Genomic DNA, 16307 nt, shown 5'->3' on the forward strand with positions numbered 1-16307 from the left:
TCGATCCATTCGAGAAAGTTCCAATGAGCGGACATTCCCAATACACGCCCAAAAGCGGCTTCGCCCGTTGGCTGGAGCGCCGGCTGCCGATCATCAGCTTCATGTACGACTCCTTCGTCGCCTATCCAACGCCGAAGAATCTGAACTACATGTGGACCTTTGGCGCCATCCTGTCCTTCATGCTGGTGGCGCAGATCGTCACGGGCGTGGTGCTCGCCATGCACTACACCGGCGAGACGACGCTCGCTTTCGACTCCGTCGAAAAGATCATGCGCGACGTGAATTGGGGCTGGGCGCTGCGTTATGCGCACGCCAATGGCGCCTCTATGTTCTTCCTCGCCGTCTATCTCCACATCTTCCGCGGCATGTATTACGGCTCCTACAAGGAGCCGCGCGAGGTGCTGTGGATCCTCGGCGTCCTCATCTTCATGGTGATGATGGCGACGGGCTTCCTCGGCTATGTCCTGCCCTGGGGCCAGATGTCCTTCTGGGCCGCGACGGTCATCACCAACCTCTTCTCGGCGATCCCGGTGGTCGGAACCTCGATCACCACCTGGCTGCTGGGCGGCTACTCGGTCGATAATCCGACGCTGAACCGCTTCTTCGCCCTGCATTATCTCTTGCCCTTCATCATCGTCGCGATCGTCGCGCTGCATGTCTGGGCGCTGCATGTGACGGGGCAGAACAATCCGACCGGCGTCGAGGTGAAGGACGTCGAGAAGGACACCGTGCCCTTCACGCCCTATGCGACGCTGAAGGATGGCTTCGCCATCGGCGCCTTCCTTGTGCTCTATGCCTGGATGATGTTCTTCGTGCCGAATTATCTCGGCCATCCGGACAATTACATCGAGGCCAATCCGCTGGTGACGCCGCCGCATATCGTGCCGGAGTGGTATTTCCTGCCCTTCTACGCGATCCTGCGCGCCATCCCGAACAAGCTGCTCGGCGTCATCGCGCTGTTCCTGTCGATCCTCATCACCATGGCGCTGCCCTGGCTCGACACGTCGAAGGTGAAATCGGGCAGCTTCCGGCCGCTGTTCCGCAAATTCTACTGGGTCTTTGTCGCGGTGTGCGTCGGGCTCGGCTATCTCGGCGCGCAGCCGGCGGAAGGCGTCTATCTGTGGCTCGCCCGCATCTTCTCCTTCTACTACTTCCTGCATTTCATCGTGATCCTGCCCTGGCTCGGCAAGGTCGAAAAGACCGAGCCTGTGCCGGAGTCGATCGACGCCGCCGTCGCCACGGGGAAGACCGCCCATGCGTGACGCGCGATCCTTCTTTGCCCTCAAGGACTCCTCGATGAAGCGCAGTTTCCTGTCCCTCCTTTCGGGCGCGGCCCTGCTCGCCGGCGCGCTGGCGGGTTCGCCGGCCTTGGCCGAGTCCGGGCATCACGAGAAGAAGCCGGAGGTCCATAGCTGGAGCTTCGCGGGCGCGCTGGGCAGCTACGACAAGGCGCAGCTCCGCCGCGGCTTCAAGGTCTATAAGGAAGTCTGCTCGACCTGCCATTCGATCAAAATGCTGGCCTTCCGCAATCTGAGCCAGCCGGGCGGGCCGGAGTTTTCCGAGAAGGAAGTCGCCGACCTCGCCGCGACCTACAAGGTCAAGGACGGTCCGAACGATACGGGCGATTATTTCGATCGCCCCGCGCGGCCGAGCGACCATTTCCCGCCGCCCTTCGCCAATGAGCAGGCGGCGCGCGCGGCGATGTCGGGCGCCTATCCGCCGGATATGTCGGTGCTCGCCAAGGCGCGCGGCTATGGGCGCGGCTTCCCGACCTTCCTCTTCGACGCGCTGCCGGGCTTCTCCTATCAGGAGCATGGCGTCGACTATATCGCTTCGCTGCTCAAGGGCTATGGCGAGCCGCCGCATGGGGTGCAAATCCCTGAAGGCCAATTCTACAACGCCTATATGCCCGGCAACCGCATCGGCATGCCGCCGCCTCTGTCGGACGGCGCCGTGACCTATGACGACGGCGCGCCGCAGACCGTCGACCAATACGCCAAGGACGTCACCGCCTTCATGATGTGGGTCGCCGAGCCGCATCTCGACGCCCGCAAGCGCGTCGGACAGGCCGTGCTCGCCTTCCTGTTCGTCTTCGCCGTGCTTCTCTATTTCACCAAGCGCAAGATCTGGTCGAACGTGGCGCATTGAGCGCGTAAGGCTTAAGCCCCGCGTCCGTCATTGCGAGGAGCGAAGCGACGAAGCAATCCAGGGCCGGGATGACGCTCTGGATTGCTTCGCTTCGCTCGCAATGACGGCGCGCGCCAGTCACGACAACAGGCTTCGCGCGCCGTCGACGACATATTGCACCGCCAGCGACGCGAGAAGCACGCCGATCAGCTTTTCCACGACGACGCTCACCGAGGCGCCGACCAGGCGCTCCACGCTTGTCGCCAGCCGGCAGACTGCCCAGCAGAGCGCCAGCACCGTAAAGATCGCGCCGATGAGCGCTGCGAGTCCGAGCGGATCGCCATGCGCTTCGCCGGCGATGAGCAGCGTCGCCGTAATCGCGCCGGGGCCGGCCATCAGCGGGATGGCGAGCGGGAAAGCGGCGATGTGGCGCGCGCGCTCGTCGATCGCCTGAGCGGCCGTCGCGGCGTCGCGCCCGATCCGGACGCCCAGCACCATTTCCGAGGCGATGGAAAAGAGCAGCAAGCCCCCGGCGATGCGGAAGGCAGGCAAAGTGACGCCCAGCGCGCGCAATAGCGCCTCGCCGCCGAAGGCCGCGCCCGTGAGGATCAGAAAGGCGTAGAGACAGGCCCGCAGAGCGATTTGCGCGCGCGCCGCTTTGGTTTCCCGGGCGGTCGCGGCGAGGAAGATCGGCGCGAGGCCGGCAGGCTCGACGACTACCGCAAGCGTCACCAAAGCCGCTAGAAAGTTGCTCCAATAGATGGCGGCCATCCATCCTCGTCCCGCTTGCTGGCTTCTCTTTAAGCTAGGGCGCTCGCGCGCCCTTTTTGCGGCGCTTCCTTGATCGCCTCTTCGGAATCGTGCACAACGCTTGGCTTCTAGCCCGGTCTTTCCGGGCGGCTCAGCTACTCCCGGAAGGGTCGAAATGTCGGAGATTTTGCGCGTCGGCATCGCGGGGCTCGGAACCGTCGGCGCGGCGGTTGCGCGGCTTCTCCAGCGGCAGGAGCAGGCGCTGACGGCCCGCACCGGCCGCCGCATCGTTGTCACGGGCGTCTCGGCGCGCGACGCTGGCAAGAAGCGCGACGCCGATTTCTCCGGGGCGGAATTTTTCCACGATCCCGTCAAGCTCGCAACCTCGGAGACGATCGACCTCTTCGTCGAGCTGATCGGCGGCTCGGAGGGCCCGGCGCGGGCCAGCGTCGAGAGCGCGCTCGCTCATGGCAAGCCGGTCGTCACCGCCAATAAGGCGCTGCTCGCCGCCCATGGCCTGCATCTGACCCAGCTCGCCGAGGAGAAACGCGTCGCGCTCTCCTTCGAGGCCTCGGTCGCCGGCGGCATTCCGATCGTCAAGACGCTGCGCGAGGGGCTCGCCGGCAATTCGATCGAGCGCGTCTATGGCATTCTCAATGGCACCTGCAATTACATATTATCTCGCATGGAGCGCGAGCAGCTTTCCTTCGAGGCGTGCCTGAGCGAGGCGCAAAGGCTTGGCTACGCCGAGGCGGACCCGACCTTCGACATCGGCGGCTTCGACACCGCGCATAAGCTCGCGATCCTCACCTCGCTCGCTTTCGGCACCCGCATTTCGGCGCAGTCGATCGACATCGAGGGTATCGAGCGCGTCACGCTCGCCGACATCGAGGCGGCGGACGAGCTCGGCTTCCGCATCAAGCTTCTGGGCGTCGCCCAGCGCACGGCGGAGGGCATCGAGCAGCGCGTGCATCCGACGATGGTGAGCAAGAACAGCGCCATCGCCCAGGTGATGGGCGTGCTCAACGCCGTCACCATCGACGCCGACGCCGTGCATGAGCTTACCCTCGTCGGCCCCGGCGCCGGCGGCGACGCTACCGCGTCCGCCGTGGTTGCCGACATCGCCGACATCGCCAAGGGCGTGCGCTCGGCCCCCTTCGGCCTGCCGTCGAGCCAGCTCGCTGAGTTCAAGCGCACGCCGATGCGCCGGCACGAGGGCGGCTATTACATCCGCATGTCGGTGAAGGACGTCGCCGGCGCCTTCGCCAAGATCGCGACGCGCATGGCCGAGCGGCAGATTTCGCTCGACAGCATCATGCAGCGCGGCAGCCGCGGCGCGCCGGGCGCTTGCGTCGATGTTATCCTCATCACCCATGCGACGAGCGAGCATCTGGTGCGCGAGGCGCTGGACCTGATCTTCCAGGACGGGACCATCGTGTCGCGCGCTCAAGTCATCCGCATCGAGCGGGAATAGCTAAGGCGCGGAGAGCGCAAATGTCGCAATCCTCCAGATTGGACCCCGCGTCGGTCGAGCGTCTGCTGACCATCGAGCTGGCGCGCGCCACCGAACGCGCCGCCGTCGCGGCCGCGCGCTGGCGCGGCCGTGGCGATGAAATGGCCGCCGACCGCGCCGCCGCCGCGGCGATGCGCGAGGAGCTGGCCCGCCTGCCTGTGTGCGGCCGCGTCGTGATCGGCGAGGAGGAAAGCGGCGATTCCGCCGGGCTTCCTGTCGGTCTGGAGATCGGCGCCGCCGCGGGCATGCGCGTGGAGCTGGCCGTGGCGCCGCTCGAAGGCGCGACGCTCTGCGCCAAGGATCAGGCGGGAGCGATTTCGATCGCCGCCGCTGCGTCGTCGGGGGCCCTGCTGCAGGCGCCCGACTGCTATATGGACAAGATCGCCATCGGCCCCGGCTACGCTGATGGCGTCGTCGATCTCGACCGCGACCCGGCCGAGAATGTCCGCGCCTTGGCCGAGGCGAAGGGCGTGTCGACGGGGGAGATCACGGTCTGCGTGCTCGACCGTCCGCGCCATGCCCAGATCGTCTCCAAATGCCGCAAGGCCGGCGCCTGCGTGCGGCTGATCACCGACGGCGACGTGGCGGGGGTTATTTTCGTCACCAACCCGGAAGAAACGGGCGTCGATATGTATCTCGGCTCCGGCGGCGCCCCGCAGGGCGTGCTGGCGGCGGCGGCGCTGCGTTGCGCCGGCGGCCAGATGCAGGGGCGTCTGGTGCTGGAGACGGCCGAGCAACGCGCCTGCGCGCTGCGCCACGGGCTAGGGGATCTCCGCAAGAAATATGGCGTGGCTGATATGGTGACCGGCGACGTGGTGGTCTGCGTCACCGGCGTTACGGACGGCCGGCTGGTTGGCGGCGTCGTTTTGGACAAAAGCGGGATCGAGACCGAGACGCTGGTTTACCGCTCGGCGACCGGCACCGTCCGGCGGATCGGGGCCCGGCGGCGGCCGGGCGCCCTTTTAGACCTTTAATAGGTCCTGCCCGTTTCGAGCTGCGTCTTGGCGTCGAGCTTGCGCTTGGGCGGCGGCGGAATATCCGGCGGCGGGGGCGGCTGCGTGGCGCAGGCGGCGAGCGATAAAGCAAGAAGCGAAGCCAGAAGCGGCAACGCGTGTTTCTTTTGCGATTTCATGATTGCAAACCCGATGGCAGGCGCATGTTGCGCCGCAGCGAAGTCAACTTGGCCATAACGTCCGAATTGTGGCGGTTACGCTGCGCTGCATTGCAATCGCCAGCCGTGCGTGGGAGGACAGGCGCCCATGGCGGGCAAGCCCTATCTCGAAAGCGCCGCCATTTTCTTCATCCCCGGGAAGCCGAACCTCCGCCATGACCCCAGCCGCCCATGTTTCCGCCGCGATCGAGATTCTCGATGATCTCGCGCAGCGCCGCCGCCCCGCCGCCGAGGCGTTGAAGGATTGGGGCGCGTCGCACCGCTTCGCCGGGTCGAAGGATCGCGCGGCGATCGCAAGCTTGGTTTTTGACGCGCTCCGCAAGGCCGCCTCGGCCGCCTGGATCATGGGCGCGGATTCTCCCCGCGCGCGCATGCTCGGCGCGCTGCGTGAGGCGCGCGGCATGGACGCCGCGGCGATCGCCGCGCTCTGCACGGGCGAGCGCCATGCGCCGTCGCCGCTTACCGACGACGAGCGCGCGCGGCTGGAGACGGCGACGCTGGACGGCGCGCCCGACCATGTGCGGGGGGATTATCCCGAATGGCTCGCCGAGCGCTTTGCCGCCGCCTTCGGCGACCGCGCGGCGGAAGAAGGCGCGGCTCTTGCCGCCCGGGCGCCGGTTGATCTTCGCGCGAATATTCTCAAGGGCTCGCGCGAGCAGGCGCTGGCGAAGCTTTCCCATTTGAATCCGCAGCCCACGCCGCTGTCTCCCATCGGCCTGCGCATCGAGGCGGGCCAGGGCAGGGGGCCGGCGCTTTCCGCCGAAACCGCTTACGTAAAGGGTTTCGTCGAGCCGCAGGACGAAGCCTCGCAGCTCGCGTCGCTCCTTTGCGCGGCGGCGCCGGGCGAGCAAGTTCTCGACCTTTGCGCCGGCGGCGGCGGCAAGGCGCTGGCGCTCGCCGGGCAGATGCACAACAAGGGGCAGCTCTACGCCTATGACGCAGACGGCCGCCGGCTCATGCCGATCCACGAGCGGCTGGAGCGGGCGGGGGCGCGCAATATCCAGGTCCGCCAGCCGAAAGGGCAGGCCGATGTGCTCGCTGATCTCGAGGGGCGCTGCGACCTCGTGCTGATCGACGCCCCCTGCACGGGCACCGGCACCTGGCGGCGCCACCCCGACGCCAAATGGCGCCTCGCCCCCGGCGCGCTGGAGCTGCGGCTGAAGGAGCAGGCGGCGTTGCTGGAGCAGGCCGTGCGCTTCGTGAAGATCGGGGGGCGGCTGGCTTATGTGACATGCTCGCTGTTGCGAGACGAGAATGAGGAGCAGGTAGCGGCGTTTTTGGCGGGGCACTCGCAATTTTCAGCCCTCTCCGGCGCGGTGGCGACGGAAAAGGCAGGGCTGCCGGAGCTTGCTCGCTTTGCATCGCCGCATGGGGCGGGGTTGCGGTTTTCGCCCGCCACCAGTGGGACGGATGGGTTTTACGTTTGCGTGATGCAGCGGGGATAGCGTTTTACCCCCTCCCCAACCCTCCCCCGCTTCGCGGGAGAGGGAGCTAGTCCCCGGCTCCCCTCCGAGCTAAGCTATGGCCGCCTGGGGCGTGAGCGTCCCCTCTCCCGCGGAGCGGGGGAGGGACAGGGAGGGGGCCTTGCGGAAACCGAGAACCTCGAAAATCGCCTTCGCCCGCAAGCTCCGCCGCGACATGACCGACGCCGAACGCAAGCTCTGGCATGCCTTGCGCGGCCATCGCTTCCAAGGCTTGCACTTCCGCCGCCAAGTCCCTTGCGGCCCCTATATCGCGGACTTCCTCTCCCACGCGGCAAAGTTGGTCGTAGAGATCGACGGCGCCACCCATTCCACCGACGCCGAGCTGCGCCGCGACAGCCTCCGCGACGCATGGTTTGCGAATAACGGCTTTTCTGTCTTGCGCGTGACCAATGCGGAGGTTTACGCAGAGTTCGAGGGCGTGCTGGAGACGATCTACCGGCGCGCTGAGGAGAATTTGCCCCCTCCCTGTCCCTCCCCCGCTAACGCGGGAGAGGGGACGCTCGCGATCAGCGAACTCGATGGAGGCGACGGCCTGCTCCCTCTCCCGCGAAGCGGGGGAGGGTTGGGGAGGGGGCCCTACAAAGTGAACCCATGACCGCCACCGAGACCTTCCACCACGACATCGCCGACCGCCACGACAAGGTGCTCATTGTCGACTTCGGCTCGCAGGTCACGCAGCTCATTGCGCGGCGCGTGCGCGAGGCCGGGGTCTATTGCGAGATCGCGCCCTTCCAGAACGCCGAGCGCGCCTTCGCCGACATCCGCCCCAAGGCGGTGATCCTTTCCGGCGGTCCCTGCTCGGTGACGGACGACGGCTCGCCGCGCGCGCCGCAGGCGATCTTCGATTCCGGCGTTCCCGTGCTCGGCATCTGCTATGGCGAGCAGGCGATGGCCGTGCAGCTCGGCGGTCATGTCGAAGGCGGGCATCATCGCGAATTCGGCCGCGCCGAGATCACCGCTTTGGCGCAGAGCGCGCTCCTCGACGGCGTCTGGGAGAAGGGCGCCTCCGCCACCGTCTGGATGAGCCACGGCGACCGCGTGACCAGGCTCCCCGAGGGCTTCAGCGTCATCGCCGCTTCCGAGAACGCCCCCATGGCGGCGATCGCCAATGAGGCGCGCCGCTATTACGGCCTGCAGTTCCACCCGGAGGTCGTGCATACGCCGGACGGCGCGAAGCTTCTCGCCAATTTCGTGCACAAGGTCGCGGGGCTGCGGTCCGACTGGACCATGGCCGCCTTTCGCGGCGAGGCCATCGCCGCGATCCGCAAGCAGGTCGGCGACGGCCGCGTGCTCTGCGGCCTTTCCGGCGGCGTCGACAGCGCCGTGGCGGCGGTGCTCATTCATGAGGCGATCGGCGACCGGCTCACCTGCGTCTTCGTCGACCACGGCCTGCTGCGGCTCGGCGAGGCGGAGGAGGTCGTGAGCCTCTTCCGCGACCATTACAACATTCCGCTGCACCATGTTGAGGCCGAGGAGCTGTTCCTCGGCGCGCTGGACGGCGTCGACGACCCGGAAGTCAAGCGCAAGACCATCGGCCGGCTCTTCATCGAGACTTTCGAGGCGGAGGCCAAGAAAATCGCGCAGGACGGCCGCGGCGCGCCGCAGTTTCTCGCGCAGGGCACGCTCTATCCGGATGTGATCGAAAGCGTCTCCTTCACCGGCGGGCCGTCGGTGACGATCAAATCTCATCACAATGTCGGCGGTCTGCCGGAGCGCATGAATATGGCGCTGGTCGAGCCGCTGCGCGAGCTCTTCAAGGACGAGGTGCGCGCGCTCGGCCGCGAGCTGGGTCTGCCGGAAGCTTTCGTGGGCCGCCATCCCTTCCCGGGTCCGGGCCTCGCGATCCGCTGCCCCGGCCTCATCACGCGCGAGAAGCTCGATATTCTACGCAAGGCCGACGCCGTCTATCTCGACGAAATCCGCAAGGCGGGTTTGTACGATCAGATTTGGCAGGCCTTCGCCGCGCTGCTCCCCGTGCGCAGCGTCGGCGTGATGGGCGACGGCCGCACTTATGACTACGTGCTGGCGCTGCGCGCCGTGACGTCGAGCGACGGCATGACCGCGGATTTCTTCCCCTTCGACATGGCGTTTTTGGGACGCGCGGCGACGCGGATCATCAATGAGGTGAAGGGGGTGAATAGGGTGGTTTACGATGTGACGTCGAAGCCGCCGGGGACGATCGAGTGGGAATGATCTGACGTGGTTCGCAGCGTTTCGCGAACTATCGCCACATCCTCATAACTAGCTGAAATAAAACAAAAAGTCAAACGTTCACTATCGGAGCCTATCGCCTTGAAGCGGTGGGCTCTGACGGTGCGCGCGACGGTATGCGTTTTTCGCCGTCCGCCGGGTTTTTGCCCTACCGTCAGGCCGAAAACGGCAGCAGTCCACGGAAAACAAAGTTAGTTCGCTGTTTTATAACGATTATTCGCGTTGATTGACGGTATCGGATTTGACGGTAAAATTGAGGCTCGAAAAGGCGTTTTCGATCGTCAACGAGGCCGTCCAAATGCTTACAGACATGGCCATCAAGAGGCTGAAACCAAAGGATAAATTATACAAGGTAGCCGACCGTGACGGTATGTACGTTTCCGTCGCCACGACAGGCCAAATCACCTTCCGATACGACTACCGTCTGAACGGTCGCCGGGAGACGCTGACGATCGGCCGCTATGGCGCCGATGGCCTCACGCTCGCCGAGGCTCGCGAGCGCTGCATCACTGCCCGCAAGCTGGTGGCGGAGGGACTTTCTCCGGCCCACGAGAAACAGCGCGACAAGCGACGCAAGGCCATGGAGCGTAGCTTCGGTGCGGTGAGCGCCTTATGGATCAAGGAAGCGCGCATGGCGGAAAGCACCCGCTCGATGCGCAAGGCCATCCTCGATCGCGACATTCTCCCAGCCTGGAAGAACCGCCTTCTGACCGAGGTGACGCCGGATGATCTGCGCCAACTCTGCGCCAAGGTGAAGGAGCGCGGCGCCCCCGCGACCGCCATCCACGCCCGCGACATCGTCAAACAGATCTTCGCCTTCGCCATCCTGCATGGGGAGAAGGTGCCGAACCCGGCTGACGAGGTCGGGCCGGCCTCGATCGCGACCTTCCAGCCGAAGGACCGGGCGCTGTCGCCGGCCGAGATCAAGATCATGCTGCAGCAGATCGAGCACGTGCCGACCCTGCCGACGATCCGTCTTGGCTTGCGTCTGATCCTGCTCACCATGGTGCGCAAGAGTGAACTGCAGGACGCCATCTGGGACGAGGTCGATTTCGAGAACGCCGTCTGGACCATTCCGAAGGAGCGCATGAAGCGGTCGAAGGCGCACAACGTCTACCTGTCGCAACAATCGCTCGACATCCTGATTGCGCTCAAGACCTGCGCCGGCAACTCGCGCTACCTGCTGCCGTCCCGCTACGACGCCGACGCCCCCATGTCGCGCGCCACCTTCAATCGTGTGACCACAGCCGTCGCAGGGCGAGCGAAGAAGGAGGGACTGCCGCTGGAGCCGTTCACGGTCCACGATCTGCGCCGGACGGGCTCAACGCTCTTGAACGAGATGGGCTTCAATAGCGACTGGATCGAAAAATGCCTCGCCCATGAGGACGGGCGCTCCTCGCGCGGCGTCTACAACAAAGCAGAATACGAACCGCAGCGCCGGCATATGCTCCAGGAATGGGCCGACATGATCGACGCCTGGGTGAACGGAGTGAAGCGAGTGCCGACGCTGTTGCCGCTGTCGATACCGTTTATGGGAGGCAATTGAGAATCGGGCAAAGCACGAAGCGCCGGACTTTTTGGCATTTCCTCAGCTAGACTGTTACGTCCGGGATGGCGCTGTTTCCAGCAAGGCCGCTTTTAGGCTGATGCCGCCATAAGCGGATAGTAAAAATGTAATTTCCGCAGCAGAGAACCCTGTCGGAAGCGACCTAATGCCTGGCGCTCGGCACCTTTGCGGCAGGTCATTGTATACTTAGATGATAAGGCTTGCCGAGGATTCGAGATGTCCCTGCCCGATATTGATTTTAGTGAGATCCGCCTACACGGCAACCAAGCCGACGCCTTCGAGGAGCTATGCTGCCAGCTCGCTTCGGACGAGGCGTCGCTCGACCGGGTGCGGTTCGACCGCAAGGGACGCGGGGGCGATGCCGGCGTTGAATGTTTCGAGACGCTCGCCGACGGTTCGGAGATCGGCTGGCAGGTCAAGTTCTACTGGGACATCGACTCGATGCTGCGCTCGCTCGGCAAGTCGCTCGACACCGCGCTGGTCAAGCATCCCAAGATGCGCAAGTTCATCGCCTGCTTCCCCTTCGACCTTGGCGACGCCCGCAAGGACGGCACGACCTCCGCGCTCGAAAAATGGGACGCCTGGCGCGCCGAGCGGATCAAGCAGGCCGGCAACACCGGCCGAGTGATCGAGATTGAGCGCTGGGACGCACACGCCCTGCGGAAGCGGCTGACCAGCAGCAATCCGCGCGCCGCGGGCCGCATCGCCTTCTGGTTTGATCGGCAGCTCTTCACAGCTGACTGGTTCGAGGGGAAATTCGCGCGCGCCAAGGCTGGGCTGGGCGAGCGTTACGACCCCAAAGGCCATATCGATCTCCCGATCGGCCGCGCGATCCGTGCCGTCACCGGTGATCCCGCGCTCTTCGTCGAGCTGGGCCAGCTCGGCGATGCGGTTCGTCGCGCTGCGGACGAAGCGTTCCCGATTGTCGGGACGCCGGTTGCGGACGCCTGCGACACCGCCGTCGCGGCGCTCCATGCCGCCGCCCAGTCCCGCATTGTGCCGGCCGCTTCGCTTTGCGAGGCGGTGCGCGCCGCCGCCGATGGGGCCTTCGCGCTGCATGGCGAGCTGGATGCCGCCAATGGCGAGCGCGATCCGAGCACGGCGATGGGGGCGATGTCGGACCTGGCGGCGCGGCTTCGCAGCATCCTGGCTGAGCTTCGCATGCCGCATTGGGCATTGCTCAACCGGCGGTCGCTGCTCATCCACGGCGCCGCCGGCAGCGGCAAGTCGCACCTCCTCGCCGACGCCTGCGCGCACCAGCTGGCGGCGGGCCGCCCGGCATTGATGATCCTGGGCGGCACCCTCGCCGACGACGAGCCCTGGAGCCAGATCCTCAAAGGGCTTGACCTTCCCCGCCATCTCGAAGTCAGCCAGTTCCTTGGCGCGCTCAATGCCGCGGGCGAGGCGGCGGGGGGGCGCACGCTCATCTCTATAGACGCGCTCAACGAGAAGAACGGACAGGCGATCTGGCCCGAGCGGCTGACGGGCCTGCTTCACGACATCGAGCAATTTCCCTGGATCGCCGTCGTCCTGTCATGCCGCACCACCTATCTCGAGCTGGTGATCCCCGACACGCTCGACGCCGCGAAACTACCGCAGATCGAGCACCGCGGCTTTTCGGTCGGGGAGGTGCGCGCCTATCTGCGGCAGCGCGGGATGACCTTGCCCGAGACGCCGCTCCAAGTTGCCGAGTTCCGCACCCCCTTGTTCCTGCGGCTGTATTGCGACGCGCTCGACTTCGAGGGCGAGACGCTGCTGGCACGCGGGCTCGGCGGCGTCACCGACATCTTCCGCGCCTATACCGACGCGGTGGCGCGCCGCGTGCAACGCCAACTGAAGGTGCCGCCCGGCCGCAGTCCGGCCGCGCAGGCGCTCGCCGGGCTGTCGCGCGAGATGGCCGACACCGGCCGCGCCGACATCCCGCTCGACCGCGCCGAGGCGATCGTCCGCGCGGTCCATCCGGGCCGGTCGGCCCATGAGGATCTGCTCTTCCAGCTCGAGAATGAAGGGATGCTCGCGGTCGATCCGATGTTCACCGCCGCGGGCGGGACCGTCCAGGCGGTGCGGTTCACCTTCGAGCGGATGGGCGACCATGCAGTCGCGGCCGACCTTCTCGCGCGTAGCAGTGGGAGTGGCGCGGCCGGTCTCTGCGCGGGCGGAACGCCCTTGCGCGCAGCGCTCGACGACGACGACAGCTGGATCGTGCCCGGCCTGCTCGAAGCGCTGGCGGTACAGTTGCCCGAGGGTTTTGGGGTCGAGCTGCCCGACCTCCCCGACCTGCCGGACGCATCTGTGCCCGACCATGCGTTCGTGCAGAGCCTCCAGGCGCGCCGGCTCGACGCGCTCACCGCGCGGACCTGGGAATTGGTCGATGCAGTCGGCGGTGATACCCTGCGCTATGATACGCTGATCGCCCTCGCCATCGAGCCCGGCCACCCCAACAATGTGCGGCATCTCGACGCCGAGCTTCGCGCGATGCCGATGGGCGGACGCGATGCGCGCTGGACGATCCACCTCGCCCAATCGCCCGATGCGGCGTTCCATCTGATCGACTGGGTCCGCGCGGCCGACGTTGACGGCATCGCCACCGAACGTGCGGAGCTCGCCGCGACGCAGCTCGCCTGGTTCCTCACTGCGACGCGCCGGGCGTTGCGCGACAAGGCGACCAAGGCGCTGGTCGTGCTGTTCGCCGACCGCTCCGCGCTGGCGACGCAGGTTTGGCGGGCCTTCGCCGGGATCGACGACCTCTACGTCGTGGAGCGGCTCGCCGCCGCGCTGTTCGGCGCGGCGATGCAGGGGCGCTGGAGCATGGAGGAGCTGCGCGCCGTCGCCGGGATGTTGCACGCCGACCTGTTCGCCGGCGGCAGTCCGCCCGCCAACAAGCTGCTCCGCGACCATGCCTCGGGCCTGATAGGATATGCTGCGGCACAGGGCGCGCTGCCGGCGGGATTCGACTTGGCGTCGACCAGCCCGCCTTTCTCGAGCGCTTGGCCGATCGAGAAAATCTCCGAGGAGCAGATGGCGGCATTTAAGGTCACTTATGGCGAGGATGGCGAGCGCCATCGCGACACGATCGTCGCTTCGCTCAAGGACGGTGACTTCGCGCGCTATATCCTCGATCCGATCGCTCGCCGCTTCAGCCCAGCACCACGCGGCACCGACCCGCTGCCCACCGCGAAGGATTTGAGGGACCAGTGGCTAGCCGAGTTCACTGCTGGCGCGAGCGAGGCGGAGCTTGCCGCCTACGACACGCTCCAAGCCGCGGTCGCTGCGATCAAGGGGGAGCGGAACGGGCCGGTCCATGCGGACCGGCGCGACGACCTCCGCGCCGCGAAGAGCGCCTTTCGCGACGCCATCGGCCCCGAACGGTTTGAGGACTGGCGCGCGCGCGCCGAGAGCTGGCGCGACGAAGGCATGTACCAGGGCTTCGCGGCGCGCGGGCCGGCCGAGTTCAACCTGGCCTGGGCGCGCCGCTGGGTGACGTGGCGCGCGCACGACCTCGGCTGGTCCGAGGCGCTGCACCAGGAATTCGACCGGCGCATCGGCACAGGCCGCAACAGCCATGAGGTCGAGCGGATCGGCAAGAAGTACCAATGGCTCGCGACCTACGAGCTCGCGGCGCGGATGGAAGACAATCTCGCGGTGCTGCCCGGCGAGGAGGAGGATGGACCGAGCCGGTTGCGCGACATCGACCCGTCGATGCTGCGCGAGCGCACCGAAGACGATGGCTGGCGCCGGCCGCGCGAGGCAAGCTTCTGGGCGCCTTATGCTCCGACCATCGACGCCGCCACGCCCGGCGAGGCGCTGGCCTGGCTCAATTCCAGCGCGGCGATGCTCGACGGAGCGGAGAATGTCGAGGTCGTCGACCAGGACGGCCGTCAATGGCTCGTGCTCACCGGGTTCGAGCTATGGGAGGAGGATCGCGACCAGGTCCGCTCGGAATCCTGGCGCAGGATCGGCTGCACGATTGTCCGCGCCGCCGACCTCGGGCAGTTGCTCGCCCGCCTCGATGGCGTCCACATGACCGGGCATCACGACATGCCGGTCGGCGGTGCCGACGGCTATCATCTGCATCTGGGCGAGCATCCCTGGGCGTGGTCCGACCGAAGTGACCATGGCTGGATCGAGTGGCGGCCCAGCGGCGGCGACTGGCAGGCGCCTGCCTTGGCCGTGCGGCCGCCCACCGCCGAATATACTGCGGAGAGCACCGGCTACGACTATTCGATCACACAGAACATCACCCTCAACCTGCCCGCGGGCTGGCTGATGGACGCGCTTGGCCTGCGCCTCTTCGACGGCCAGTCGATCGAATACCGCAATACGGAAGGCGAAGTGGTGTTCATGGATCCATCTGTGCACCGCGTCGGACGAAGCGCGGCCCTAGTCGACCGCGCCGCATTCCTCGACTTGCTCGCGCGCGAGGAGCTGGTCGCGATATGGGCGGTAGCGGGCGAGAAAAGCGTGTTCGGCGAACTGCACAGCGATGGTTTTGGCGGCCGCCGCGCTTTCACCCGGTTGTTCCATTCAGACGGCGGCGCGCTTCAGGCGCTTTCCCGGTTCGAGACCTTCGACAAGCCTTCGCGACGCCAGCGCGCGATCCTGCTCGGGGAGGATGCCGACGGCTTGGCGGATGACGAGGAAGATGCCGATGTCGAGATGTGACCGCGATTGACCATGGGGCGGGTAGCCTTCGCGGTCAAACTGCTTAGCCCAGGCAGGTCCAACTGCATGACTAGCGAGGCGAACGGCAGGTTCCGGGATCTACCAAGCAATAGATGAATGACCGACATTAGGGCGCAAAGCCGAACGTCCGCTATCAAAGCGCCAACCAAGGCCCACTCTGGCGCCAGCTGAACGTCGATCTGGCTGACCACTCCTTTCGAATCACCGGCAGGAAAATGTAGTTCTGTTCATCCAAGCCGAGTTGGGGGCTTGACCGGTCGGGTGCGGCGTTGACGAACATCCGGCGCCGGTGCTTTGCGCAAGGTGTCTGTCTCCGATGCGTGGCGTCGTCCGTCGAGCCATGCTTCGACTTCGGCCAAGTCCCATACCACGCAGCGCGGCGTCAGGAAGAAGCGCTTGGGAAACTCGTCGCGCTGTTCCATCTCGTAGATCGTCGTGTCGGCGAGTGGCACGATCTTGCGAAGCTCCGGGCGACGGATCACGCGCTTGAACATGGCAGCTGGCGGCTGAAACCGCTTGGAGCCGCTCTCGGCAGGCTCGCTGGCGGGTGGCTGCACAATGTCTGAGGCCAAGGCCGGATCTTCTTGAGAAATCGACTGTTCGCGTTTCATCTCGATCGCCTTCGATCGCAGTGGAATGACTGCGACCAAGGTGATGCATGTCGCTCGTTCATTGAAGACATCGAGCGTCGACGTGCGGGAAACGGCGGTCATCGCGCGAGAATCGGAAGGCAATCGCGACCGACGCTACGCCCCTTGCTCCCCAAAGCCCGTTGCATCCTTTCCTGAGTGCACTGTGCCT

12 protein-coding genes are annotated in these 16307 nt (G+C 66.1%); 9 read left to right on the forward strand and 3 right to left on the reverse strand.

Annotated features, from left to right (window positions below; translation table 11 throughout):
- The first annotated feature begins 23 nt into the window (after window positions 1-23).
- Both QNA11_RS01735 and QNA11_RS01740 read left to right on the forward strand, forming a co-directional pair.
- The gene (locus tag QNA11_RS01735) at window positions 24-1262 is read left to right on the forward strand and encodes a cytochrome b (protein ID WP_202072659.1); all 1239 of its coding nucleotides are present in this window, start codon (window positions 24-26) and stop codon (window positions 1260-1262) included.
- A complete protein-coding gene (locus QNA11_RS01740) occupies window positions 1255-2148 on the forward strand; it encodes a cytochrome c1 (RefSeq protein ID WP_283481721.1) in 894 nt (297 codons plus the stop codon). The genes QNA11_RS01735 and QNA11_RS01740 overlap by 8 nt, the downstream gene beginning before the upstream one ends.
- 117 nt (window positions 2149-2265) lie before the next feature.
- On the opposite strand, the gene QNA11_RS01745 is transcribed toward QNA11_RS01740, so the two are convergent.
- Window positions 2266-2898, reverse strand: a complete 633-nt coding sequence (locus QNA11_RS01745; RefSeq protein ID WP_202072660.1) for a MarC family protein — start codon at window positions 2896-2898, stop codon at window positions 2266-2268.
- Window positions 2899-3052: 154 nt separating this feature from the next.
- Here QNA11_RS01745 and QNA11_RS01750 point away from each other — a divergent pair, with 154 nt between their 5' ends.
- Together QNA11_RS01750 and QNA11_RS01755 are read left to right on the forward strand one after the other, a co-directional pair.
- On the forward strand, window positions 3053-4351 hold the full coding sequence (locus QNA11_RS01750) for a homoserine dehydrogenase (RefSeq protein ID WP_283481722.1): 1299 nt from the start codon (window positions 3053-3055) through the stop codon (window positions 4349-4351).
- Window positions 4352-4371: 20 nt separating this feature from the next.
- Window positions 4372-5364 carry a class II fructose-bisphosphatase family protein gene (locus QNA11_RS01755; RefSeq protein ID WP_283481723.1) on the forward strand — a complete coding sequence of 331 codons (993 nt, stop codon included), beginning with the start codon at window positions 4372-4374 and terminating at the stop codon, window positions 5362-5364.
- Here the strand turns inward: QNA11_RS01755 and QNA11_RS01760 are convergent.
- A complete protein-coding gene (locus QNA11_RS01760; RefSeq protein ID WP_283481724.1) occupies window positions 5361-5522 on the reverse strand; it encodes a hypothetical protein in 162 nt (53 codons plus the stop codon). The two genes, QNA11_RS01755 and QNA11_RS01760, sit on opposite strands and share 4 nt — an antisense overlap.
- A 194-nt stretch (window positions 5523-5716) precedes the next feature.
- Between QNA11_RS01760 and QNA11_RS01765 the strand changes: the two genes are divergently transcribed.
- The 5 genes from QNA11_RS01765 (at window position 5717) to QNA11_RS01785 (ending at window position 15485) form a co-directional block, all read left to right on the forward strand.
- A complete protein-coding gene (locus QNA11_RS01765) occupies window positions 5717-7006 on the forward strand; it encodes an RsmB/NOP family class I SAM-dependent RNA methyltransferase (protein ID WP_283481725.1) in 1290 nt (429 codons plus the stop codon).
- 139 nt (window positions 7007-7145) lie between these two features.
- On the forward strand, window positions 7146-7640 hold the full coding sequence (locus QNA11_RS01770; protein WP_283481726.1) for an endonuclease domain-containing protein: 495 nt from the start codon (window positions 7146-7148) through the stop codon (window positions 7638-7640).
- On the forward strand, window positions 7637-9238 hold the full coding sequence (guaA, locus tag QNA11_RS01775) for a glutamine-hydrolyzing GMP synthase (protein ID WP_283481727.1): 1602 nt from the start codon (window positions 7637-7639) through the stop codon (window positions 9236-9238). Before QNA11_RS01770 ends, guaA begins: the two co-directional genes overlap by 4 nt.
- Before the next feature lie 316 nt (window positions 9239-9554).
- The gene (locus tag QNA11_RS01780; RefSeq protein WP_283481728.1) at window positions 9555-10802 is read left to right on the forward strand and encodes a tyrosine-type recombinase/integrase; all 1248 of its coding nucleotides are present in this window, start codon (window positions 9555-9557) and stop codon (window positions 10800-10802) included.
- A 237-nt stretch (window positions 10803-11039) separates the two neighbouring features.
- The gene (locus QNA11_RS01785) at window positions 11040-15485 is read left to right on the forward strand and encodes an NACHT domain-containing protein (RefSeq protein WP_283481729.1); all 4446 of its coding nucleotides are present in this window, start codon (window positions 11040-11042) and stop codon (window positions 15483-15485) included.
- 248 nt (window positions 15486-15733) lie between these two features.
- On the opposite strand, the gene QNA11_RS20595 is transcribed toward QNA11_RS01785, so the two are convergent.
- Window positions 15734-16219, reverse strand: coding sequence for a helix-turn-helix transcriptional regulator (locus QNA11_RS20595; protein WP_349362177.1), 486 nt, complete (start codon window positions 16217-16219; stop codon window positions 15734-15736).
- Window positions 16220-16307: the final 88 nt, after the last annotated feature.

The sequence above is a fragment of the Methylocystis sp. JR02 genome (assembly GCF_030063565.1).
In the GTDB taxonomy this organism is placed as follows: Bacteria; Pseudomonadota; Alphaproteobacteria; order Rhizobiales; family Beijerinckiaceae; genus Methylocystis; species Methylocystis iwaonis.